This window comes from Paeniglutamicibacter sp. GQ140 (genome assembly GCF_059759235.1).
Genome location: NZ_JCAXDW010000001.1, coordinates 446,823 through 467,436, shown reverse-complemented (window position 1 = coordinate 467,436; position 20,614 = coordinate 446,823). Strand labels below are relative to the sequence as shown.

The window sequence follows — 20,614 nt, the reverse complement described above, 5'->3', positions numbered from 1 at the left end:
AGTTTTGCAAGATCGGCGTCAGCGGACCAGCGCCGGGGACTTCGCGTTGAATTCCCATCCGGGAATCAGGTACTGCATGGATGCCGCGTCGTCGCGCGAGCCCAGCCCGTGCTGCAGGTAGAGCTCGTGCGCCTCGGCCAGCCGGGTGCGGTCCAGGGTGACGCCCAGGCCCGCACGCGCTGGGACCTTGATCTCGCCGTCGCGGATCAGCAGCGGCTCCTCGGTCAGTCCCTGCCCGTCCTGCCAGATCCAGTGGGTGTCCAGGGCCGTGATCGTACCCGGGGCGGCGGCACCGACCTGCGTGAACATGGCAAGCGAGATGTCGAAGTGGTTGTTCGAGTGCGAACCCCACGTCAGCCCGAACTCGTTGCAGAGCTGGGCCACGCGCACCGATCCCGCCATGGTCCAGAAGTGCGGGTCGGCCAGCGGGATGTCCACGGCGTTGGAGCGCACCGCGTGGGACATTTCGCGCCAGTCGGTGGCGATCATGTTGGTGGCCGTCTGCAGGCCGGTGGCCCGCCGGAACTCGGCCATCACCTCGCGCCCGGAGAACTTGCCCTCGGCGCCGCACGGGTCCTCGGCGTAGGCGACGACTCCGGCCATGCGCTTGCCCAGGCGGATGGCGTCCTTCAGCAGCCAGCCGCCGTTGGGATCCAGGGTGATGCGGGCCTCGGGGAAGCGCTGCTTCAGCGCGATGACCGCGTCGACCTCCGCGTCTCCTTCCTGCACCCCGCCCTTCAGCTTGAAGTCCTTGAACCCGTAGCGTTTTTGCGCGGCCTCGGCGAGACGGACGATGGCCGCAGGCGTCATGGCCTCTTCGCGGCGGACCCGCTCCCAGTCATCGGTGCCGTTGGGCTCGCGCAGGTAGGGCAGGTCGGTGTCATCCGGGTTGCCCACATAGAAGAGGTAGCCGAGCATTGGCACCGCATCGCGCTGCTGCCCGTCGCCCAGCAGCTCCGCGACCGGAACGCCGAGGAACTGGCCGTGAAGGTCCAGCAGCGCCGACTCGATGGCGGTGACGGCGTGCACCGTGGTGCGCAAATCGAAGGTCTGTGCCCCGCGGCCCCCGGCATCCCGGTCCGCGAATCGGGTGGCGACTTCGCGCAGCAGCGAGCGGTAGCGGGCCACCGGGGCGCCGATCAGCAGTTCGCCGGCCTCCTCGATGGTGCTGCGGATCGCCTCGCCGCCGGGCACCTCGCCCAGGCCGGTGCGGCCAGCGGAGTCGGTGATGATGGTGATGTTGCGGGTGAAGAACGGGCCGTGGGCGCCGGAGAGGTTCAGCAGCATCGAGTCGTGCCCGGCGACAGGGACGACCTCGATGGCTGCAATGGTGGGTTGCGTGGTGCTCATGCGTTGTCTCCCGCGGTCTTCAGGATGCCGTCGACGCGGCGGGTCAGCTTCCACGGGTTGCCCTGCCGCAGCGGGGCGGGAAGCAGCGAGTCGGGGATGTTCTGGTAGGCGACCGGGCGCAGGAAGCGCTCGATGGCCAGGGTGCCGACCGAGGTGGTGCGGGTATCGGAGGTTGCCGGGAACGGACCGCCGTGGACCATGGCATGCCCGACCTCGACCCCGGTGGGCCAGCCGTTGACCAGGATGCGTCCTGCCTTGCGTTCCAGGATGGGCAGCACCGCGGCGACCAGTTCGTGGTCGGCGTCGTTCAGTTGCAGGGTCGCGGTGAGCTGGCCCTCCAGCTTGGACAGGGCGCTGGCCAGGTCGACTGCGTTCTCGTAGCGGATGACCAGGGAGGCCGCGCCGAAGATCTCCTCGTGCAGCACCGGGTTCTCCAGCAGCTGCGCCACCCCGGTGGAGAAGATGGACGGGGCCGGGGCGTTTTCGCCTGTCCCCGGCTTGCCGCGGCCCAGGACCTCGACGCCGGGCTGGGCTCCCAGGTTGTGGACTCCCTGGACCCAGGAGTTGAAGATGCCTTCGGTGAGCATGGTCTGTCCGGCGGCGTTGGCCGTCTCGGTGCGCAGCGCCTCGGCGAACTTGTCGCCTTCTTCGCCTGCCGGGACAAAGACCAGTCCCGGTGCGGTGCAGAGCTGGCCGCTGGAACCGGTGACCGAACCCAGGTAGGCCCTGGCATGTCCTGCGGCATCCTCGGCCAGTGCCCCGGCGAAGAAGATGACCGGGTTGATGGAGCTCATCTCGGCGTAGACCGGGATCGGCTCCGGGCGTGCTGCGGCGGTGGCCATGAGCGCGGTGCCGCCGCCGCGGGAACCGGTGAAGCCCACGGCCTTGATGCGCGGGTCGGAGACCAGCGCCTGGCCGATGCTTGCACCCGGCCCGTAGACCAGGGAGAACACGCCCGGGTGCAGGTTCGCCTCCGTGATGGCCTGGGTGATGGCCCTGCCCACGATTTCGCTGGTGCCCGGGTGGGCGTTGTGGGCCTTGAAGACCACCGGGCAGCCGGCGGCCAGTGCCGAGGCGGTGTCCCCGCCGGCGGTGGAGAAGGCCAGAGGGAAGTTGGACGCACCGAACACCGCGACCGGACCCACCGGGATCTTGCGCTGGCGGATGTCCACCCGCGGCATCGGCGTGCGCTCCGGCAGGGCCGGGTCGATCCGCACCCCGTGGTGGTCGCCCGCCCGCACCACCTGGGCGAAGAGCCGCAGCTGGTTGCAGGTGCGACCGCGCTCGCCGACCAGCCGCGCCTCCGGAAGCCCGGTCTCCGCCATGGCGCGGGCCACCAGCTCCTCGCCCACGGCCTCGATGTTCGCGGCGATCGCCTCGAGGAAGGAGGCGTGGGTTTCCGGGTCAAGGGAACGGAAGGACTCGAAGGCGTCCTCGGCCGCGATTGTGGCCAGCGCCAGCTGGTCGGTGTCGATCAGCGAGTAGGCCGGGTCGAGGCCCTGGTTGGTGGCGGGGTTGAAGCCGCGCACCTCGCCGCCGTTTCCGTCGGTGTGGGCTCCGGCCAGGATGGACTGGCCGGTCAGTTGCTGGGTATCCGTGGACATTGCTGCTCCTGCGTCGGAAGTTGGGGTGTCGGTGAAGATGTCGGTGCGTCCTGCGGGGCCCGGCTAGACGGCCGCGGCGGCGGGCATCAGGCCCGCCTGCTTCAGCAGTGCGCCCAAATCGGCCAGGTCCGCCTCGGTGAGGTTCTGCAGCGGCGGGCGCACCGGGCCGGCGTCGCGGCCGATGGCCTTCAGGCCGCCCTTGACGATGGAGACGCCGTAGCCTGCCACGCGGTCGCGGATGTCCAGGTATGGCAGCACGAAGCGCTTGAGCTTTTCGGTCACGGCGGCGTGGTCCTGGTTGCGGACGTCCTGGTAGAAGTCCAGGGCGAACTCCGGAACGAAGTTGTACATGGCCGAGGAATAGGTGCTCATGCCCAGCTGCAGCAGCGGCAGGGCGAAGGTCTCGGCGGTGGGCAGGCCGCCGAGGTAGAAGAGGCGGTCGCCGTTCCTGGTGTAGACCCGGGTCAGGTGCTCGATGTCGCCGGTGGCGTCCTTGAACCCGATGAAGTTTTCGTGGGTGTCGGCCAGGCGTGCCACGGTGTCGGCCGAGTAGATGGCGTTGGCGCGGTTGTAGACGATGACGCCGGTGGAGGTGGCGGAGCAGACGGCCGAGGCGTGGTTGAACAGGCCCTCCTGGTCGCATTCGGTCAGGTACGGCGGCAGCAGCAGCACGCCCTGCGCGCCGGCGGCCTCGGAGTCCCGGGCGTTGAGGATGGCCTGCTTGGTGGAGCCTCCGGCCGAGCCGAGCACCGGAACGCGGTCGCCGGCTTCCTCGACGGCCATGCGCACCACGCGGGCCGATTCCTCGGGGGTGAGGGTGAAGCCCTCGCCGGTGCCGCCGGCGGCGAAGAGACCCGCCACGCCGAAGCTGGACTGCCAGTCGAGGTGGCTGCGGTAGCCGGCCTCGTCGATTTCCAGGTTCGCATCGAAGGCTGTCACCGGGAAGGAGAGCAGTCCGTCCTTGAGCTTGGCGGCAAGTTCGGCGGGGGTGTACGTGGCCATGGGGATACTCCTCAAGTCGGGGCGCCTCCACGATGGCGTGGATCAGTGGCGGGCGATGGTGTTGTTCGTTGACCCCAGCCTAGGGAGCACCATCGATGCATGTCCAAGCCCATATTTGTATTGTTTGATACCCGTCGGGTATCGCAGGATTCGTGGCCCCCGCCCGCCCCGCGAAAGCCATGGCCCTAGGCCTGCATCGAGCCGCGCACGATCTGTGCCAGTTTGGTCATCGCGGGATTCCGGGCATCGCGGTTCCAGATGGCATGCAGTTCCACCGCATCCTCCGCAATGTCCTCCAGCCGCAGGTAGCTCACGCCCTCGACGCCCAGCAGCTTGGCGCTTTCGGGCACAAAGGCGATGCCGCGCCCTGCCGCGACCAGCGTGATCATGGTCAGGACCTGGCTGACGGTGTGCACCACGTTCTGGTGCTCGATGTCGATCTGCCGCACCACCAGGTCATAGAAGTACCTGGCCTTCGTGGGGGAGTGCATGATTAAGGCCTCGCCCGCGAGGTCTTCGACAACGACCTCGCGCGGGAGCAGATCCAGCCGGTGCCCGGTGGGCACCGCAATGCAGAGCGACTCGGAGAAGAGCAGCTGAGATTCAAGCACCTTTTCGTCGAACGGCGGCCGGGCCAGGCCCAGGTCGATGTCCCCGTCGGCCAACCCGTTGACCTGTTCGCCCGTCACCATTTCGAAGAGCTCGAGGTGCACATTGGGCAGCTGCGTGGAGATCTCCGAAAGCAGGGGACCGAGCAGGCTGAAACCCGAGGCGGCGGTGAACCCGATGCGCAACTCGCCAAACTGCCCCGAGGCAATCCGCCGCGCGTTCAGCGGGGCGCGCTCGGCCGAAATCACCAGGCGCCGCGCGTCGACGAGGAACGCCTCCCCGGCCGCGGTGAGGCTGACCTTGCGGTTGTCGCGTTCGAGCAGCTCAACCCCGACGCTTCGTTCGAGTTTCTGGATTTGCCGGCTCAGCGGGGGTTGGGTCATATTCAGCCGTTCGGCGGCGCGCCCGAAATGCAGCTCCTCCGCGACGGCGACAAAACTTCGTGCTTGGTCCAAGGTGAACAATTGATACCTTTCGGGAATCACTCCATGCATAGATGGGGTTGGACAAGCATCATAACTATTTTCTAGGCTCAACCAGAAGTAGGCAACGTGTTGTGACTCACTCGCAGGTGGGGCCCGCCAGGCAACACGCATCGACAACCCAGGAGATCTCGCAATGAAGAAGCAATTCACACGACGTGCAATGCTGTCCCTGGCCGCGGCCACCGCGGCTCTTTCGCTGGCCGCCTGCGGCGGAAACGTCGGCGGCGGTGCCGCCGAGGGAGCGACCTTCCCCAGCGGCCCGGTGACCCTGACCGTCGGCCAGGCCCCGGGCGGTTCCACCGACCTGATCGCCCGAGCCGCCGCCGAAGGCATGGCGGAGAAGCTGGGCGTTGCCATGCCGGTCGTCAACAAGCCCGGCGCCAACGGCGCCCTGGCCACCGAGGAAGTGGCGGCCATGAAGGCCGACGGCCAAAACCTGATCCTGCTCAACGCCTCGTTGATCACCATCACCCCCTTGGCCGTCTCCGAGGCAGAGGCCGTTTCGCTGGAGGACCTGGACGTCATCGCCGGGCTGTCCCAGGACGACTACGTGATGGTTGCCAGCAAGGAATCGGGCGTCAAGTCGATCGAGGACCTGAAGAAGGGGGCTTCGAAGCTCTCCTTCGGCACCACCGGCGTGGGCACCGGTTCGCAGCTGGCCCAGGCGCTGCTGCTGGCGCAGGCCGAGATCGAGGGCACGACCGTTCCCTTCGACTCCGGCTCCCCGGCATTGACCGCGGTCATGGGCAACCAGGTCCAGGTCTCCACCATCCAGCTCGGCGAGGCCAAGCCGCAGATCGATGCCGGAACCGTGGTTCCGCTGGTGGTCTTCTCCTCCGAACGCAATGAATTCCTCCCGGACGTGCCGACCGCCATCGAGGCCGGCTACGACGTCCCGGTCTCGCAGTACCGCGCGATCGCCGCTCCCAAGGGCCTGAGCGCCGAGACCAAGACCGCACTCACCGACGCGGTCAAGGCAGCGGTCGCCAAGGACACCTACAAGTCCTTCAACGAATCCACCCTGCTGACCCCGAAGGAAATCACGGGCGAGGAAGTGGTGACCGAGTGGAACGAGCTGGCCGCCAAGTACAAGAAGCTGACCGAGGAGTACGACATCTCCCTGGCCTCGAAGTAGCCCCTCGCCCGTTCCGCATCCCGGCAGCCACCTGAGGTGGCGCCCGCCAGATCCAAAGGAAGCACGCCATGCGAGCAGACAAGCCGCCGCACCTCGAAGAAGCCCCGGCGCCGGACGAGGAAGAGATCCTGACGCCCGAGCAACTCGCGGAGGTCTGGGCAGCCGAGGCGCCCGAGCCCGCGGGGCCCGTGGCCAACCTGCTCTCCTCCCTGGTGGCGCTGGGCCTCGGCCTGGCGGGAATGCTGCTGTCGCTGAAGCTGGGATTGGGAACGCCGGCCGAACCGCGGCCGGGCATGTGGCCCTTCATCGTGAGCCTCGTCGTTGCCGTGCTGTCGGTGGTCCAGGTCGTCATCGGCCGCACCGGCGGCAAGGACGGGGAGAAGTTCTCCTCCTACTCCTGGTATGCGGCCATCGGCTTTGCCACGTTGATCGGCATGGTGCTGCTCATGCCGGTGGTGGGCTTCGAGATCCCCTCGCTGCTGCTCTGCTTCATCTGGATGAGGTGGCTCGGGGGCGAGCGCTGGCGCTCGGCAACCATGTACTCGATCCTGATTGTTGCCGCGTTCTACGCGATCTTCATTGCCGCACTCGGAACCACCATCCCCCGACTTTTCTAAGTCACAGACCTAAAGGTAAACGGCATGGATTTCTTCGGCCCGGTGTTGGACGGCTTTGGTGTTGTCCTGGACCCAACCAATCTTCTGTACTGCCTGCTCGGCGTCGCCATCGGCATGCTGATCGGCGTGCTGCCCGGCCTCGGCCCGGCGGCGACCATCGCCATCCTGCTTCCCCTGACCTACGGGGTGGAGCCGGTCACGGCGATCATCATGCTGGCGGGCATCTTCTACGGCGCCCAGTACGGCGGCACCATCACCTCGGTGCTGCTGCGCATTCCCGGCGAGGCAAGCTCCGTGGTCACAGTCTTTGACGGCTACGTGCTGGCCAAGCAGGGACGGGCGGGCACCGCCCTGGGCATCGCCGCCATCGGCTCCTTCGTCGGCGGCACCATCGGCATCATCGGGCTGACCTTCCTGGCTCCGCTGGTTGCAGGGTTCGCCCTGGACTTCGGTCCGCCCGAATACACCGCGCTGGCACTGCTGGGCATCCTGCTGGTGGCCACCATCTCCGGCGGCTCCAAGATCAAGGCCCTGATCGCCGCGGCCCTGGGCCTGTTCCTGGCCACGGTCGGCAGGGACATCTTCACCGGCGCCGAGCGCTTCACCTTCGGGAACCTGTCGCTGGCCGACGGCATCGACTTCGTGCCGATCGCCATGGGACTGTTCGGCGTGGGCGAGATCCTCTACAACCTGGAGGAGCGCCACCGCGCGGCGGCCGCCCCGGTCGCCGTGGCCAACGTCTGGCCCTCGCGCAAGGACCTGAAGCAGTCCTCGGGCGCCATCGGGCGCGGCTCGGTGCTGGGCTTCTTCCTGGGCATCCTGCCCGGCGGCGGGGCGACCATCGCCTCGCTGGCCGCCTATGCGGTGGAGAAGAAGCGCGCAAAGGATCCCTCGCGCTTCGGCAAGGGCGCCATCGAGGGCGTTGCCGGGCCGGAGTCTGCGAACAACGCGGCGGCCACCAGCTCCTTCATCCCGCTGCTCACCCTGGGCATCCCGGCCAACGCCACCATGGCAATCATCTTCGGGGCGCTGCTGATCCAGGGCGTGACCCCCGGCCCGCAGCTGATCACCGAGCAGCCCGAGCTGTTCTGGGGCGTGGTGAACTCCATGTACATCGGCAACATCCTGCTGCTGATCATGTCGATCCCGCTGGTGGGCCTGTTCGTGCGGATCCTGCGGATCCGCGCCGCGATCCTGGCGCCCATCACCGCGCTGATCACCATGCTGGGCGCCTACACGATCCGCAACTCGATGTTCGACGTCATGCTCGTGGTGCTCTTCGGGGCGGTCGGCTACCTGATGAAGAAGTTCGGCTTCGAACCCGGCCCGCTGGTGCTGGCATTCGTGCTCGGCAGCCTGCTCGAGTCCTCGCTGCGCCGCTCGTTGCTGGTGCTCGAGGGCGATCCGACCGGGTTCTTCAGCCGCCCGATCTCCGGCACCCTGCTGGTGATCTTCGTCTTCGTCGCGGTGTGGCCCATGGTCAAGACAGTGATCGAGAAGCGCAAGAAGGCAAACGCCCTCTTGTCCGAAACCAAGGTGAAGGAAAAGGTATGAGCATCCTAGTGGGATACGTTCCGACCAAGGTCGGCGAGGCGGCGGTGCGCGCCGCCATCCGCGAGGCAGGTCTTCGCAACGAGGAACTGCTGATCGTGAACTCCGTGCGCGAAGGCGCGCTGGTGGACAAGTCAGTGGCCAGCCCGGAGGATATCGAGCGCATCAGGCAGTCAACGGTGGATGCGGGCATCAAGGCCCGGATCCTGGAATCGGTGCACCGCGACGACCTGGCCGAGGAGATCCTTGACCTGGCCGAGAAGCACGACGTCTCGTTGATCGTGATCGGCCTGCGCCAGCGCTCCCAGGTCGGCAAGTTCATCATGGGCTCGCACGCCCAGCGCATCCTGCTCCAGGCCGAGCACCCGGTGCTCGCCGTGAAGGCCGACCAGGTCTAGAGATCCCTGCTTGGATCCGCGGGTCGGTCTCGTCATCCGTTTGGAGCCGTTGACCGGCCCGCTCTCTCGGCTTGATGCCGGATGGAGAGGCCGAGCTTGTCCTTCGTGGCGGTTGCCAGGCTGTGATCGTCACACCGGTCCCATGGTTCCACCTATGCTTCATCAGTGGTATCGAACCAGGCACGGCCGTGCAGGTAACGGACCGCATGCCCTCCTAGTCCTGCGGGTGCTAGATCGATCCGGTCCAGTACTCCGCCCAGAGGGCGCAGCGGTCGCTCCCACTCTGATTCATTTGTATGTGACTCGCGTTCTTCGACCAGGTCGTCCGCGCCGGGGTAGATTTCCGCCATGCCATTGGTGAAACGTGCAGGCAACCCAGTAAAGGCATTACCTGCATAGCCAATGAGCAATGTTCTGTCTGATTCCGCCTGCGTGGACATGGGCAACAGGGACTCTTCATCCCAGAGCCAGGTATTGGTGGCCTCGGAACGAAATTGTTCGACAGAAAGTGAATTGATCCGGTCGATCCCGTGAACCGGGCAGTAGGCGGATGCCAGAACACCGATGTCACCGTAAAGGTCCGCTTCATCGGGGTTTGCCCGTAATGATTCTTCGATACAAGAACACGAAGGCACCGAACTGGCACGGTTGAAGGGAACCGTCCCGGCGTCTTCGGAAAGCGAGGCCCACAGCCCTTGGACCGGACCGGCAACTATCGGAACATGCCACACCACGGTGCCTATGCGCCGTCTGGCTAGAAATCTCCAGCCGCAGCGATGCCATTGGACGAGTGCCAGAATACTCACGGTTGCAGCTGCCGTTCCCAGGCAATCGGGCAACGCCAGGTCTTCCAGTTCTTGATAGGTGCGTCCCACCGCAGCAGGCATAGCCATCATTGCGGCCAGCCAGCCGACGATGGCGAGCGCGCTCAAACCTGTTGCCCAAGACAGGCTGCGCCGCTTGAAGCGTCTCAAAGCCTCAATGGCACCTGACCCGAGCTCAATCGTCGTCCCCGTGTTTGATACCGACGCAAGAGTGCGGACTGCATGAATTTGCCGCAGAGTGAACCTCGCCTGGATAAGCCACCAAGTTGCCGCGGCTATCGTGCCTGCCCACCAAAAAGTGGCGCTTTCGCTTGTGTCGAGGGAATACGGTATGGCCGCATAGAGCAAAACGATGGGTGCCATCGCGACGGCCAAACGACCAAAAAGCCAGCCGGTGAATGAAACGATTAGGGCAACAAACGTCGCAGAAAGACCGTACATATCTAGGGCCTGGTAAGTGCCCTGCCAATATTCCGGTGGAAGATCTTCCCACCCCCGATCGGCGATGAAGGAGGCAACCGTAGTCACTAACACGATCAACCAAGCAACCACCGTTTGCCGCCGTGCGGGAGGGCACAACGGAAGGTCGGACCATTCCTTGGCATCGGGCTTGACCAACGAGTAGGTCTCGTTCATGTTGCAACCACGGCGATCATCCACTCATTCTCGCATTGGAACGCGGACAGGTCCTCCTCGTTTCGCCGGTCCCCACCGCACCCCGGCCTATGGTCAGCTGGCTGACATCGACGGATCTAAGTTGATTCTTTCAAGAGTGGTTGTGGAGTTAGACAGCTGATACCAACAGAATCGGTGAATCACCATTCCCTCGCCTCCCGGGTTCCAGAACGGCGGGCAAACGTGCCGCGGTCGACTCCGTGGTCCCGTCTCCGCGGATGAGAACGTTATGGTGCCTGATGCTGGGGGGAAGTCTGACGGTGCTGCCGCCTGCGCGTCTTGGCGGGTGCTGATCCTCTCAGAGGGTGGGTGGGGCAACCCCGGCCTCAATCTCGAGTCGATGCAGTGAGTTTGCCAAGTGCACGCGCATGGCCGCGGCGGCGGCCATGGCGTTGCCCGAGGCGATGGCGTTGCGGATGGTGAGGTGTTCCTCCGCGACTTGTTCCAGCCGTGGGACCAGCACCGAATCCGTGGAGTCCAGTCGCTGGCGCGGCATGGCGATCATGGCAGGGCCGAGGTGGCGCACCGCATCCAGGAAGTATGGGTTGCCGCTCCCGGCCGCCACGGCGGAGTGGAATTCGAAGTCGCAGCTCATGGAGCGCGAGGCGTTGGTACCGGCGTTCCGGAAGGCTTCCAATGCCGCGTCGAGGGCGGGCAGGGTCCCGGCGTTCGCCGTGACCGCGGCGGCGGCTGCCGCCTCTGATTCCAGGCCCATCCGGAACTCGAGCAAATGCCGGCGTTCGGCAAGGGTCCGCGGTACCCGGGCCTGCGCACCGGTTTCCGGTGGTGGCGGAGTCAGGGCAAAACTGCCGGCACCGCGGCGCGTGTGGACCAGTCCTTCGGCCTGCAGCCGGGTCAGCGCCTCGCGCACCACGGTGCGCGAGACGGCATGCTCGGCGATCAGGGCATTCTCGCTGGGGAGCTTGTCTCCCGGGGCGATTTCCCCGGAGCTGATCTGCCCGCGCAGGTGCTCAACCAGGCCGGTCGTCAGATTGGGTTTCATACTTCGAATGCTTTCACGAGCGCCGCGGCGGGGCGACTAGGCTCGGCCGAACTCGACGGTATCGGTCGTCCAGGCGCGGGCCTGGTCGCTGAAGGTGAAGCCGAGTCCCGGGCGGTTGGGGACCAGCATGCGCCCGTCCTTGGTCTCGAGGCGTTCGTTGAACAGCGGGTCCAGCCAGTCGAAGTGCTCCACCCAGGGCTCGCGCGGGTAAGCGGCGGCGAGGTGCAGGTGGATCTCCATGGCGAAGTGCGGTGCCAGGTCCAGGCCCGCCTGGTCCGCAAGCGTGGACAAGCGCAGGAACTGGGTGATGCCGCCGATGCGCGGGGCGTCGGGCTGGATGATGTCGCAGGCGCGGGTGGCAATGAGGCGTTCGTGCTCGGCCACGGAGGCCAGCATCTCGCCGGTGGCAATCGGGGTGTCCAGGGCTGCGGCGAGCGCCGCATGGCCCTCGGCGTCGTAGGCATCGAGGGGCTCCTCGATCCAGACCAGGTCGAACTCCTCGAGCTTGCGGCCCATGCGCAGCGCGGTGGCGCGATCCCACTGCTGGTTGGCGTCCACCATCATCGGCACGTTCGGGCCGATATGCTCGCGCACCGCGGCGACGCGGCGCAGGTCCTCGGAGGAATCCGGCAGGCCGACCTTGATCTTGATGCCGCCGATGCCCTCCTCGATGGACTGGCTGGCGCGGTCCTTGACCTCGGCGATGGAGGCGTTGAGGAAGCCCCCGGAGGTGTTGTAGGTGCGCACCGAGTCGCGGTGGGACCCGAGGAACTTGGCCAGCGGCAGGCCCGCGCGCTTGGACTTCAGGTCATAGAGGGCGATGTCGAGGGCGGCGAGCGCCTGGGTGGCGACGCCCGAGCGTCCCACCGAGGCGCCGGCCCACAGGAGCTTGGTGTAGAGCTTGGCAATGTCGTTGGGGTCCTCGCCGATCATGGTCTCGGCGACTTCCTTGGCGTGGGCGAACTGTGCCGGTCCGCCGGCGCGCTTCGAGTAGGAGAAGCCAAGGCCTTCGTGGCCCTGTTCGGTCTTGATCTCGGCGAAGAGGAAGACGACCTCGGTCATGGGCTTCTGGCGCCCGGTGAAGACCTTGGCGTCGGAGATCGGGGTGGCCAGGGGCAGCCGTGCGGTGGACAGCTTGACGTGGCGAATGGCATCGGGGGTGTAGCTCATGGCGGCTCTGTGCTCCTGGGGAGGGAATGGCGGGACTGTGCTGGTGAACACAACTTATCGTATAAGTTGAAAACTTATGGCACAAGTGGTTTCGGGGAAGTATTTCGGACCGCATTCACTCCGGATCCCCTCCACGCACGTAGGGAGAAAATGCCAGTGGCCCACCCGGAACACCGGGTGGGCCACACGTGGGAATGGGATGCCTATGAAACGGGAGTGACTAACTCTCCCGAGTGGATGTAGCTGCGCAGGTTGTCCAGTGTTAGCGCCGCCATGTCGGCGCGCGTCTCGTGCGTGCCGCTGCCCAGGTGGGGCAGCAGGACCACGTTGTCCAGGGCAAAGAGCTCCCCGGGAACGTGCGGCTCGTTGGCGAACACGTCCAGACCGGCGCCGGCGATGCCGCCGTTCTGCAGGGCCGAAACCAGGGCCCGCTCGTCCACGACGCTGCCGCGGGCAATGTTGATCAGGAAGCCATTCGTGCCAATCGCCTCCAGCACCGTCGCGTCGACGAGTCCGGCCGAGGCGGGGCCGCCGGCCGCCGCGACGATCAAGACGTCGGTGGCCTCGGCCAGGGCCGCGGCCGAGGGGTGGTACGTGTATGCGCTGCCGTTGACTTCCGAGCGGTTGTGATAGTGGATTTCGCAGCCGAAGGCTTCGAGCCGCTTGGCGATTGCCGCGCCGATGCGCCCCAGCCCCAGGATGCCCACGCGCTTGCCGCTGGCGCGGGTGGCAAGCGGGAAATTCGCGCCGCTGGCCCAGGTGCCGGCGCGCACGAAGCGCTCGGCGGCGCTCAGCGAGCGCAGGGTGTCAAGGTACAGGCCCAGGGCGGTGTCGGCGACGCAGTCGGTCAGGACGTCGGGGGTGTTGCTGATCGGGATGTTGCGTTCATTGGCCTGGGCGACATCGGTGGCGTCGTAGCCGACCCCGAAGTTCACTATGGCCTCGAGGCTTGGCAGGCGCTTCATGAGATCGGTGTCGACGCCGATTTTTCCAGAGCACACTGCGACGCGGATCGACTCGCCGTGTTCGGCGAGGAATTCCACTCGGCCGGCTCCGGGCTCGGGAAGCATCAGTGCGTCGTAGTCGTCAACGAGTGCCTTGGCGACCGTGGGGTTGACCGGGCCAACGCGCAAGATGGCGTTCCCGGTAATGGGGCTGGGGTCGCGCCGCGTGATGGCGCTGGTATCTGCTGACATACCTGAATCCTAGGGAGGCGCAAGCATGCGCGTCCAACACACAGAATGCATGGATCAATACCGTTGGGGCATTGGTTCCCCGTCAGCCGCGTGATGTAGCGGATGTCACAATGCGCATCGAATGCCGATCGGGACCAACCGTCCCGGAACCGCGAGTTCATGCGGAAGCAAGGCCTTGACGCGTCTCGGTTCCGCCGTCAAGGCTATGGGAACACGACCGGCAAATCCCGATGCATTGGTCGTTCGCACTCGTCCACTTCGCTCACCGCAGAGGAAACACCGATGTTTTTTTCCAGCAAGGCAACGACCCCCGTGACCCGCACCCGCCGACTTTCCATGGCCGTGGCCGCCGGAGCCCTTTTGGGCACCACGATCCTCTCCGGCTGCTCCGTGGCAAACTCCTCGGGGGCCGGCGGTTCCTCCTCAGCCGGTGCCCCTGCCGCCGGCGACACCCTGCGCGTGGTGCTGCAGCAGGAACCGCCCACGCTCGAGGCCTGCGAATCGAACCTCACCAGCACCGGCGTCGTAGTGCGCTCGACCATCACCGAGCCGCTGATTGAGCGCAATCCGACCTCCGGGGAGCTCGAGCCCAAGCTCGCCACCGAATGGACCAGCAAGGACGACACCACCTGGACGCTGAAGCTGCGCGAGGGAGTGAAGTTCCACGACGGATCGGAATTCACCGCCGAGGACGCCGCGGCAACCATTGACCGCGCCGTCAACGGCAAGCTCGGCTGCAACGTCGAGGGCTACGTCTTTGGCGACGACGACCTGAAGGTCAAGGTCGTTGACGACACGACCCTGACGGTCACCTCGCCGAAGGCCGACCCCATCCTGCCGCTGCGTCTCTCCTTCCTGGAGGTCGTGCCCGCCGAGACCTCCACCACCGAAAAGGTGCGCGAACCGATCGGCACCGGACCCTACAGGCTCGAGAAGTGGGAGGCCGGCCAGAGCATCAGCGCCTCGGCCTTCGCCGACTACTGGGGCGAGGCCCCCGCCTTCCCGAAGGCCAACTACCAGTGGAGGAGCGAGGGCAGCGTCCGCGCCGCCATGGTCACCTCCGGCGAGGCAGACATCGCCACCGGCCTGAGCCCGGAAGACAACATCGGGGACCTGGGCGTTGCCTACCCCAACAACGAAACCGTGGCCCTGCGCATGCACGCCGACAAGGCACCCTTCACCGACATCAAGGTCCGCCAGGCCGTAAACTACGCCATCGACAAGGAAGCCATCGTCGCTTCCCTCTACGGCGGACGCGACAAGGCGGCCGCCCAGCTGGTGCCCGAGGGCGTCGTGGGGCACAGCGAGTCCCTGCCGGTCTGGCCCTACGACCCGGAAAAGGCCAAGAGCCTGGTCGAAGAGGCCAAGGCAGCCGGCGTTGACACCTCCGCCCAGATCAGCCTGGTGGTGCGCTCGGCACAGTTCCCCAAGATCGAGGAGCTGGGCCAGGTCATCCAGGAGCAGCTGACCCAGGCCGGGCTGAACGTGAAGCTGAAGATGCTCGAGACCAGCCAGCACCTGACCTACCAGGTCCGCCCGTTCCCCACTGACGACGAGGGCGCCATCATGCTGATGACCCAGCACGGCAACCAGGCCGGCGACGCAGCCTTCACCGTCGACCAGTACATGACAACCAAGGGCGCCCAGTCGGCCTTCGGCACCCCGGAGCTCGACAAGCTCATTGCCACCGCCGATGCAGCCACGGGCGATGACCGCCAGGGCGCCTTCGAGAAGGTCTTCTCCTACCAGAACGACAACGTGGTGCAGTTCGCCCACATCGCCCACCAGACCGGCATGCTCGGTGTGGCCGCGACCGTGGACTACGAGCCGAACTCCTCCTCGGGCGACGAACTGCGCCTGGCCGAGGTCACCAAGGGCCAGTAGCCCGTCTCCCGGCCTTCGCAAGGCATTGGCAATAAAGAATTCGACGGAAAGCAACTTAGATCATGCTCACCTATTTGCGTAAACGGATTATCTCCTCCGCACTGCCGCTGGTGGTCGTGGTGGTGGGTGTCTTCGCCCTGGCCCGGATGACCGGAAACCCGGCAAGCCTCTACCTGCCACTGAACGCCACCGACGCCATGCGCGCGGACTTCATTGCCAAGAACGGCCTGGACCAGCCCGTACTGGTCCAAATGGCCGACTACTTCGGTGGTCTCTTGCGACTGGATTTCGGCACCTCGCTGCGTACAGGGGAGGATGCAGCGGCCATGGCGCTGCGCGCCTTCCCGGCAACGCTGCAACTTGCCGCGATGACCATGGTGATCGCCATCGTGTTGGCGATCATCGTGGGCTCCGCGGCGGCCCTGAAGCCCAACGGGGTGCTTGACCGCTTCGCCTCCTTCGTCTCCATGGCGGCGGCCTCGATTCCCGACTTCTGGCTGGCCATCGTGGGCATCTGGGTCTTCGCGATCTACCTGGGATGGCTGCCCACCTCCGGCGTCATGGGCGCCGCCGCCTGGGTGCTGCCCGTGGCAACACTGGTGATGCGGCCCTTCGGGGCGCTGGTCCAGGTCATCCGCGGCGCCATGGTCACCTCCCTCTCCGAGCCCTACATCAAGCTCGCCCGCTCCAAGGGCGCCACCGAATACCGCGTGGTCACCGGCCACGCCCTGCGCAACGCCGCGGCCCCGGCCCTGACGGTTGCGGGCGACCTCACCGTCGGGCTGATCAACGGAGCGGTGGTCGTCGAGACGATCTTCGGCTGGCCGGGGATCGGCAAGTTGATGATCGACTCGATCCTGCAGCGCGACTTCGCCGTCCTCCAGGCCTGCGTGCTGCTCACGGCCCTGGCGATCTTCGTGCTGAACATCGTGATCGATGTGGGCTACGCGCTGCTTGACCCGCGGGTCCGTCCCACCGCCGGGGCCAGGGCGCGGAGCAAGGCGCGGGCCATTGCCCCCGGACCCGACTCCACCACGCCCGGTGGGCCCGCCGTCCCTGCCGCCGCCGGCGCGAACGCCTAGGAAAGACCATGACACAGACATTGAACGCGCCCAAGCTGCGCGACCGCGGGCCCCGGCCCCAGAAGGCACGGCTCGGGGGTCCGAGCATGTTCCGGATGCTGCTGCGCGACAAGTTCGCCTCCGTGGGGGCCCTGGTCCTGGGCCTCGTGGTCCTGGTGGCCATCTTCGGCCCCGCGCTCATGGGCGAACTGGCCACCAAGCAAAACCTGATGTTCATGAACAAGGCGCCCTTTGACCCGGCCAACGGGTGGGCCTACGTGCTGGGCTCAGACTCCCTGGGCCGCTCGGTGCTCGCCCGCCTGGTCGTTGCCACCCGCACGACGCTCATGGTTGCGGTCCCCGCGGTCCTCGTCGCACTGCTCATCGGTTCCCTCTGGGGCGTCTGGGCCGGATACCACCGCGGGCGGCGCGAGAACATTTCGATGCGCATCGCCGACATCATCATGTCCTTCCCCTCGCTGCTGCTCGCGGTCGTGGTCCTTTACGTCTTCAGCCCCTCGGTGGCCAACATCGTGCTGATCCTGGCCGTGACCCGCATCCCGATCTACATGCGCACCGCGCGGGCCGAATCGGCCGAGCTGCAGTCGCGCACCTTCGTGGACGCCGCACGCACCTTCGGCACCAGGCCCAACTCCATCATCGCGACGCACGTGATCCCGGTGGTCACCCCGACGCTGCTGACCCTGGCCACGCTGGAATTCTGCTACGTCATGCTCGCCGAGTCCTCGCTGTCCTTCCTGGGCATCGGCATCCAGCCGCCGGACGTGAGCTGGGGGCTGATGGTGGCCCAGGGCCGCCAATACCTGCAGACCGCATGGTGGCTGTCGATCCTTCCGGGCCTGGCCATCGTCATCACCGCGATCGCCGCGAACCTGTTGGCGGCCTGGCTGCGCATCGCCACCGACCCGGCCCAGCGCTGGCGCCTGACCCTGGAACGTCCCGCCAAGAAGGCCCTGAAGACCGCAGCCAAGGAGGCAAAGTGATGATGGAAGTACTTGATCCCCAAACCAGCGAGGCGGCCACCGCCGAGGCCGTCCTGGCCGTCACCGGGCTCGACGTGGACATCCGCACCCCCACGGGCACCGTGCGCGTGGTGGGCAACGTTTCCTTCACCGCCTACCAGGGCCAGACCCTGGCGCTGCTGGGCGAATCCGGCTGCGGCAAGTCAATGACGGCCAAGGCCATCGCCGGCCTGCTTGACCCGGTGGCCTCCGTGGCCGGGGGAACCGTTCGGCTCGAGGGCAGGGACCTGAACGCGATGACCCCGCGCCAGCGCCGCGAGGTCGCCGGTCCCGGCCTGGGCATCGTCTTCCAGGACGCGCTGACCGCACTGAACCCCGTCTACACCGTGGGCGCGCAGCTCGGCGAGGCCTTTAGGATCCACCGCGGCATGAACAAGAAGCAGGCCCGCGCCCAGGCCATCGAGCTGATGCGCCGGGTCGGCATCCCGGAGCCCGAGGTGCGGGTTTCGGCCTACCCCCACCAGTTCTCCGGCGGCATGCGCCAGCGCATCCTCATCGCCATGGCCGTGGCGCTGGGCCCGCGGCTGCTGATCGCCGACGAGCCCACCACCGCACTGGATGTCACGGTGCAGGCGCAGATCATGGCGCTGCTGCGCCGGTTGCGCGAGGAGGAGGACATGGCGGTCGTGCTGATCACCCACGACCTGGCCGTGGTTGCCGAGGAGGCAGACGACGTGTGCATCATGTACGCGGGCAACGTTGTCGAAAGCGGGCCGGTGGCCACGGTGTTTTCCAGCCCCACCCACCCGTACACCAAGGGCCTGCTGGAGTCGGTGCCCACGCACGCGCGGCGCGGGGACGACCTGTCCTCGATCCCGGGCAGCCCGCCGGAGCTCAAGTCGATTCCCTCCGGATGTGTCTACCAGGACCGCTGCCCGATGGCGGCGGCGATCTGCCGCCAAGAGCGCCCCGAGCTGCGCCCCACCGGTGCGAACCAGTTCTCCGCCTGCCACTTCTCCGAATCCCTGCGCGCCGGTGCCACCGCGACTCCGGCCGCCGAATCCGTTGCCTCGCCGGAAACCGCGTCGACACTGCAGGAGGAAAACCGATGAGCACCAACGAGACCCAGGCACCCAGGCAAAACGTCCTCGAGGTCCAGGAGCTGAGCAAGTCCTTCACCGTCTCCGCCGGCGGCGGATCGCGCCAGCTCAAGGCGCTGGACGGGATCAGCCTGTCGGTGGGCAAGGGGGAGACCCTGGGCCTGGTGGGGGAGTCCGGCTGCGGCAAGTCCACGTTGGCCCGCACGCTGATGATGCTCGAGACGCCAGACTCCGGCACCGTGCGCTTTGACGGGCAGGACCCGTTCGCGCTCAAGGGCAAGGAGCTGCTGGCCTGGCGCCGGCGGGTGCAGATGGTCTTCCAGGACCCCTTCGCCTCGCTGAACGCGCGCATGAGCGCCGGGCAGATCATCTCCGAGCCCTTCGCCACCCACAAGGACCTGTACCGAGGTTCCGCCGCCCGCTCCAAGAGGCTCAACGAGCTGCTGGATTTGGTGGGGCTGCGCAGCACCGACGCGTACAAGACGCCGCAGGAGTTCTCCGGCGGCCAGCGCCAGCGCATCGGCATCGCCCGCGCCCTGGCCCTTGACCCGGATCTGCTCATCCTGGACGAGCCGGTCTCCGCACTGGACCTCTCGGTGCAGGCGCAGGTGCTGAACCTGCTCAACGAGCTGCAGCAGCAGCTGGGGGTCAGCTACATCTTCATCTCCCACGACCTCTCGGTGGTCCGCCACGTGACCGACCGGGTCGCGGTGATGTACCTGGGCAGGATCATCGAAACCGGAGTGACCGAGGACGTCTTTGACCGGCCGCTGCACCCGTACACCGCCGCATTGATGTCTGCATCGCCGAAGCTGGACCCGGCAATGCGCCCGGCCAAGCGGATCGTGCTGGCTGGCGAACTGCCCTCGCCGCTGGATCCGCCCAGCGGCTGCAGGTTCCGCACCCGCTGCTGGAAGGCCGAGGACATCTGCGCCTCGCGCCGGCCCGAGGCCGCGGGTCCGGCCGCGGACGGGTCGATCTCGCTGGGGATGCCCGCCATTGGACCGGCCGAGCGCGCCCACACGGCCGAATGCCACTTCCCGATCTCCAGCCCGGCCGAGGCGGGGCTGGTTCCCGCGGGCTGAGCCGCGCCGGCCGGCGCCGGTGCGGGACCGGGCCCTGCTTGTAGGCTGGGGGGAATCCTGCAAATGGCTTGACCCGGGACGGAAAAAACATGCCCACGTTTCATGAACTCCACCACGGCGATGCGCCGTTCTTGCTGCCCAACGCCTGGGATGTCGGCTCGGCACTGGCCTTTGCGGCGGCGGGCTATCCGGCCGTGGCAACCACCAGCTTCGGGATTGCCGCCAGCGCCGGAAATCCCGACGGCCACGGGGCCAGCAAGAGTGCAACCCTCGCGCTCGCGGCGCAGCTTGTCCGCTTGCCCCTCCACGTCACGACCGACATCGAGGACGGCTACTCCGACGAGCCGGCCGAGGTTGCCGAGTTCGTCGCCGAATTGGCGGCCCTGGGCGTGGCCGGCCTGAACATCGAGGACAGCCACGACGGACACCTCGTGGACCCGGAAACGGCCGCCGCGAAGATCTCTGCCATCAAGCGGCGCAGCCCCGGGATCTTCGTCAATGCCCGGGTCGACAACTTCTGGCTCGCCGAACAGGCCACGGTGGATGCCGCGCTGGAGCGGGCCCGGGCGTATGTCGCGGCCGGCGCCGACGGCATCTTCGTCCCCGGGCTGGGGGCCGAGGACGACATTCGCGGCATCACCGCCGGGATCCGCCTGCCGGTCAACGTGCTGGCACATCCCACGCTGGGCGTGGCCGAACTGGGGAAGCTGGGGGTGCGGCGCGTCAGCTCCGGATCCCTGCCGTATCGCGCGGCGGTGGACGCCGCCGTCGGGGCGGTCAATGCGCTGCGCGACGGCATGTCGGTCCCGGCCGCCACGCCGTATTGGGAATTGCAGGCACGCCTGGAGGCCTTCCGCCAGGACGCCGCCGGGTGAATCCCCG

At 66.9% G+C, this 20,614-nt stretch carries 18 protein-coding genes; 10 read left to right on the top strand and 8 right to left on the bottom strand.

The annotated features are described in order from the left end of the window. Positions 1-18 precede the first annotated feature (18 nt). From AC6CHY_RS02130 to AC6CHY_RS02115, 4 genes are all read right to left on the bottom strand, one after another. Positions 19-1,350 (bottom strand): enolase C-terminal domain-like protein, encoded by a 1,332-nt coding sequence (locus tag AC6CHY_RS02130; protein WP_498225261.1) that lies wholly within the window; start codon positions 1,348-1,350, stop codon positions 19-21. Further along, the gene (locus AC6CHY_RS02125; RefSeq protein WP_498225260.1) at positions 1,347-2,954 is read right to left on the bottom strand and encodes an aldehyde dehydrogenase (NADP(+)); all 1,608 of its coding nucleotides are present in this window, start codon (positions 2,952-2,954) and stop codon (positions 1,347-1,349) included. The genes AC6CHY_RS02130 and AC6CHY_RS02125 overlap by 4 nt, the downstream gene beginning before the upstream one ends. Before the next feature lie 63 nt (positions 2,955-3,017). Then, the gene (kdgD, locus tag AC6CHY_RS02120; RefSeq protein WP_217387219.1) at positions 3,018-3,956 is read right to left on the bottom strand and encodes a 5-dehydro-4-deoxyglucarate dehydratase; all 939 of its coding nucleotides are present in this window, start codon (positions 3,954-3,956) and stop codon (positions 3,018-3,020) included. A gap of 185 nt (positions 3,957-4,141) precedes the next feature. Next, complete coding sequence (locus AC6CHY_RS02115; RefSeq protein WP_217387220.1) at positions 4,142-5,029, bottom strand: LysR family transcriptional regulator; 888 nt, start codon at positions 5,027-5,029, stop codon at positions 4,142-4,144. Between the two features lie 154 nt (positions 5,030-5,183). Between AC6CHY_RS02115 and AC6CHY_RS02110 the strand changes: the two genes are divergently transcribed. From AC6CHY_RS02110 to AC6CHY_RS02095, 4 genes are all read left to right on the top strand, one after another. Continuing rightward, positions 5,184-6,185, top strand: coding sequence for a Bug family tripartite tricarboxylate transporter substrate binding protein (locus AC6CHY_RS02110; RefSeq protein WP_217387221.1), 1,002 nt, complete (start codon positions 5,184-5,186; stop codon positions 6,183-6,185). Positions 6,186-6,253: 68 nt separating this feature from the next. Next, positions 6,254-6,802: a tripartite tricarboxylate transporter TctB family protein gene (locus tag AC6CHY_RS02105; RefSeq protein ID WP_217387222.1), complete on the top strand. Its 549-nt coding sequence runs from the start codon at positions 6,254-6,256 to the stop codon at positions 6,800-6,802. Positions 6,803-6,826: 24 nt separating this feature from the next. Beyond that, positions 6,827-8,356 (top strand): tripartite tricarboxylate transporter permease, encoded by a 1,530-nt coding sequence (locus AC6CHY_RS02100; RefSeq protein WP_498225259.1) that lies wholly within the window; start codon positions 6,827-6,829, stop codon positions 8,354-8,356. Then, positions 8,353-8,751 carry a universal stress protein gene (locus AC6CHY_RS02095; protein WP_217387224.1) on the top strand — a complete coding sequence of 133 codons (399 nt, stop codon included), beginning with the start codon at positions 8,353-8,355 and terminating at the stop codon, positions 8,749-8,751. The genes AC6CHY_RS02100 and AC6CHY_RS02095 overlap by 4 nt, the downstream gene beginning before the upstream one ends. Positions 8,752-8,903: 152 nt before the next feature. Here the strand turns inward: AC6CHY_RS02095 and AC6CHY_RS02090 are convergent, their stop codons facing one another. The 4 genes from AC6CHY_RS02090 to AC6CHY_RS02075 form a co-directional block, all read right to left on the bottom strand. Beyond that, the gene (locus tag AC6CHY_RS02090) at positions 8,904-10,211 is read right to left on the bottom strand and encodes a hypothetical protein (RefSeq protein ID WP_217387225.1); all 1,308 of its coding nucleotides are present in this window, start codon (positions 10,209-10,211) and stop codon (positions 8,904-8,906) included. A 337-nt stretch (positions 10,212-10,548) separates the two neighbouring features. Continuing rightward, a complete protein-coding gene (locus tag AC6CHY_RS02085; RefSeq protein ID WP_217387226.1) occupies positions 10,549-11,253 on the bottom strand; it encodes a FadR/GntR family transcriptional regulator in 705 nt (234 codons plus the stop codon). A gap of 36 nt (positions 11,254-11,289) precedes the next feature. Next, entirely contained in the window at positions 11,290-12,423 is a 1,134-nt protein-coding gene (locus tag AC6CHY_RS02080) for an L-talarate/galactarate dehydratase (protein WP_217387227.1), read from the bottom strand. 203 nt (positions 12,424-12,626) lie between these two features. Further along, positions 12,627-13,619 carry a 2-hydroxyacid dehydrogenase gene (locus AC6CHY_RS02075; RefSeq protein ID WP_498225258.1) on the bottom strand — a complete coding sequence of 331 codons (993 nt, stop codon included), beginning with the start codon at positions 13,617-13,619 and terminating at the stop codon, positions 12,627-12,629. A 282-nt stretch (positions 13,620-13,901) separates the two neighbouring features. Here AC6CHY_RS02075 and AC6CHY_RS02070 point away from each other — a divergent pair, with 282 nt between their 5' ends. The 6 genes from AC6CHY_RS02070 (at position 13,902) to AC6CHY_RS02045 (ending at position 20,607) form a co-directional block, all read left to right on the top strand. Then, positions 13,902-15,503, top strand: a complete 1,602-nt coding sequence (locus AC6CHY_RS02070; protein ID WP_217387228.1) for an ABC transporter substrate-binding protein — start codon at positions 13,902-13,904, stop codon at positions 15,501-15,503. Positions 15,504-15,577: 74 nt separating this feature from the next. Then, a complete protein-coding gene (locus AC6CHY_RS02065; RefSeq protein WP_498225257.1) occupies positions 15,578-16,585 on the top strand; it encodes an ABC transporter permease in 1,008 nt (335 codons plus the stop codon). Between the two features lie 8 nt (positions 16,586-16,593). Further along, a complete protein-coding gene (locus AC6CHY_RS02060; RefSeq protein WP_498225256.1) occupies positions 16,594-17,568 on the top strand; it encodes an ABC transporter permease in 975 nt (324 codons plus the stop codon). Beyond that, complete coding sequence (locus AC6CHY_RS02055) at positions 17,568-18,659, top strand: ABC transporter ATP-binding protein (RefSeq protein ID WP_498225255.1); 1,092 nt, start codon at positions 17,568-17,570, stop codon at positions 18,657-18,659. The genes AC6CHY_RS02060 and AC6CHY_RS02055 overlap by 1 nt, the downstream gene beginning before the upstream one ends. Continuing rightward, on the top strand, positions 18,656-19,732 hold the full coding sequence (locus AC6CHY_RS02050; RefSeq protein ID WP_498225254.1) for an ABC transporter ATP-binding protein: 1,077 nt from the start codon (positions 18,656-18,658) through the stop codon (positions 19,730-19,732). Before AC6CHY_RS02055 ends, AC6CHY_RS02050 begins: the two co-directional genes overlap by 4 nt. Before the next feature lie 89 nt (positions 19,733-19,821). Beyond that, positions 19,822-20,607, top strand: coding sequence for an isocitrate lyase/PEP mutase family protein (locus tag AC6CHY_RS02045; protein WP_498225253.1), 786 nt, complete (start codon positions 19,822-19,824; stop codon positions 20,605-20,607). Positions 20,608-20,614 lie beyond the last annotated feature (7 nt).

What these genes read in the sequence shown, in the direction of transcription:
- AC6CHY_RS02130 (WP_498225261.1), bottom strand. Translation starts at nt 1,350, where the DNA reads ATGAGCACCACGCAACCCACCATTGCAGCCATCGAGGTCGTCCCTGTC.
- AC6CHY_RS02125 (WP_498225260.1), bottom strand. Translation starts at nt 2,954, where the DNA reads ATGTCCACGGATACCCAGCAACTGACCGGCCAGTCCATCCTGGCCGGA.
- kdgD (WP_217387219.1), bottom strand. Translation starts at nt 3,956, where the DNA reads ATGGCCACGTACACCCCCGCCGAACTTGCCGCCAAGCTCAAGGACGGA.
- AC6CHY_RS02110 (WP_217387221.1), top strand. Translation starts at nt 5,184, where the DNA reads ATGAAGAAGCAATTCACACGACGTGCAATGCTGTCCCTGGCCGCGGCC.
- AC6CHY_RS02105 (WP_217387222.1), top strand. Translation starts at nt 6,254, where the DNA reads ATGCGAGCAGACAAGCCGCCGCACCTCGAAGAAGCCCCGGCGCCGGAC.
- AC6CHY_RS02100 (WP_498225259.1), top strand. Translation starts at nt 6,827, where the DNA reads ATGGATTTCTTCGGCCCGGTGTTGGACGGCTTTGGTGTTGTCCTGGAC.
- AC6CHY_RS02095 (WP_217387224.1), top strand. Translation starts at nt 8,353, where the DNA reads ATGAGCATCCTAGTGGGATACGTTCCGACCAAGGTCGGCGAGGCGGCG.
- AC6CHY_RS02090 (WP_217387225.1), bottom strand. Translation starts at nt 10,211, where the DNA reads ATGAACGAGACCTACTCGTTGGTCAAGCCCGATGCCAAGGAATGGTCC.
- AC6CHY_RS02085 (WP_217387226.1), bottom strand. Translation starts at nt 11,253, where the DNA reads ATGAAACCCAATCTGACGACCGGCCTGGTTGAGCACCTGCGCGGGCAG.
- AC6CHY_RS02080 (WP_217387227.1), bottom strand. Translation starts at nt 12,423, where the DNA reads ATGAGCTACACCCCCGATGCCATTCGCCACGTCAAGCTGTCCACCGCA.
- AC6CHY_RS02075 (WP_498225258.1), bottom strand. Translation starts at nt 13,619, where the DNA reads ATGTCAGCAGATACCAGCGCCATCACGCGGCGCGACCCCAGCCCCATT.
- AC6CHY_RS02070 (WP_217387228.1), top strand. Translation starts at nt 13,902, where the DNA reads ATGTTTTTTTCCAGCAAGGCAACGACCCCCGTGACCCGCACCCGCCGA.
- AC6CHY_RS02060 (WP_498225256.1), top strand. Translation starts at nt 16,594, where the DNA reads ATGACACAGACATTGAACGCGCCCAAGCTGCGCGACCGCGGGCCCCGG.
- AC6CHY_RS02055 (WP_498225255.1), top strand. Translation starts at nt 17,568, where the DNA reads ATGATGGAAGTACTTGATCCCCAAACCAGCGAGGCGGCCACCGCCGAG.
- AC6CHY_RS02050 (WP_498225254.1), top strand. Translation starts at nt 18,656, where the DNA reads ATGAGCACCAACGAGACCCAGGCACCCAGGCAAAACGTCCTCGAGGTC.
- AC6CHY_RS02045 (WP_498225253.1), top strand. Translation starts at nt 19,822, where the DNA reads ATGCCCACGTTTCATGAACTCCACCACGGCGATGCGCCGTTCTTGCTG.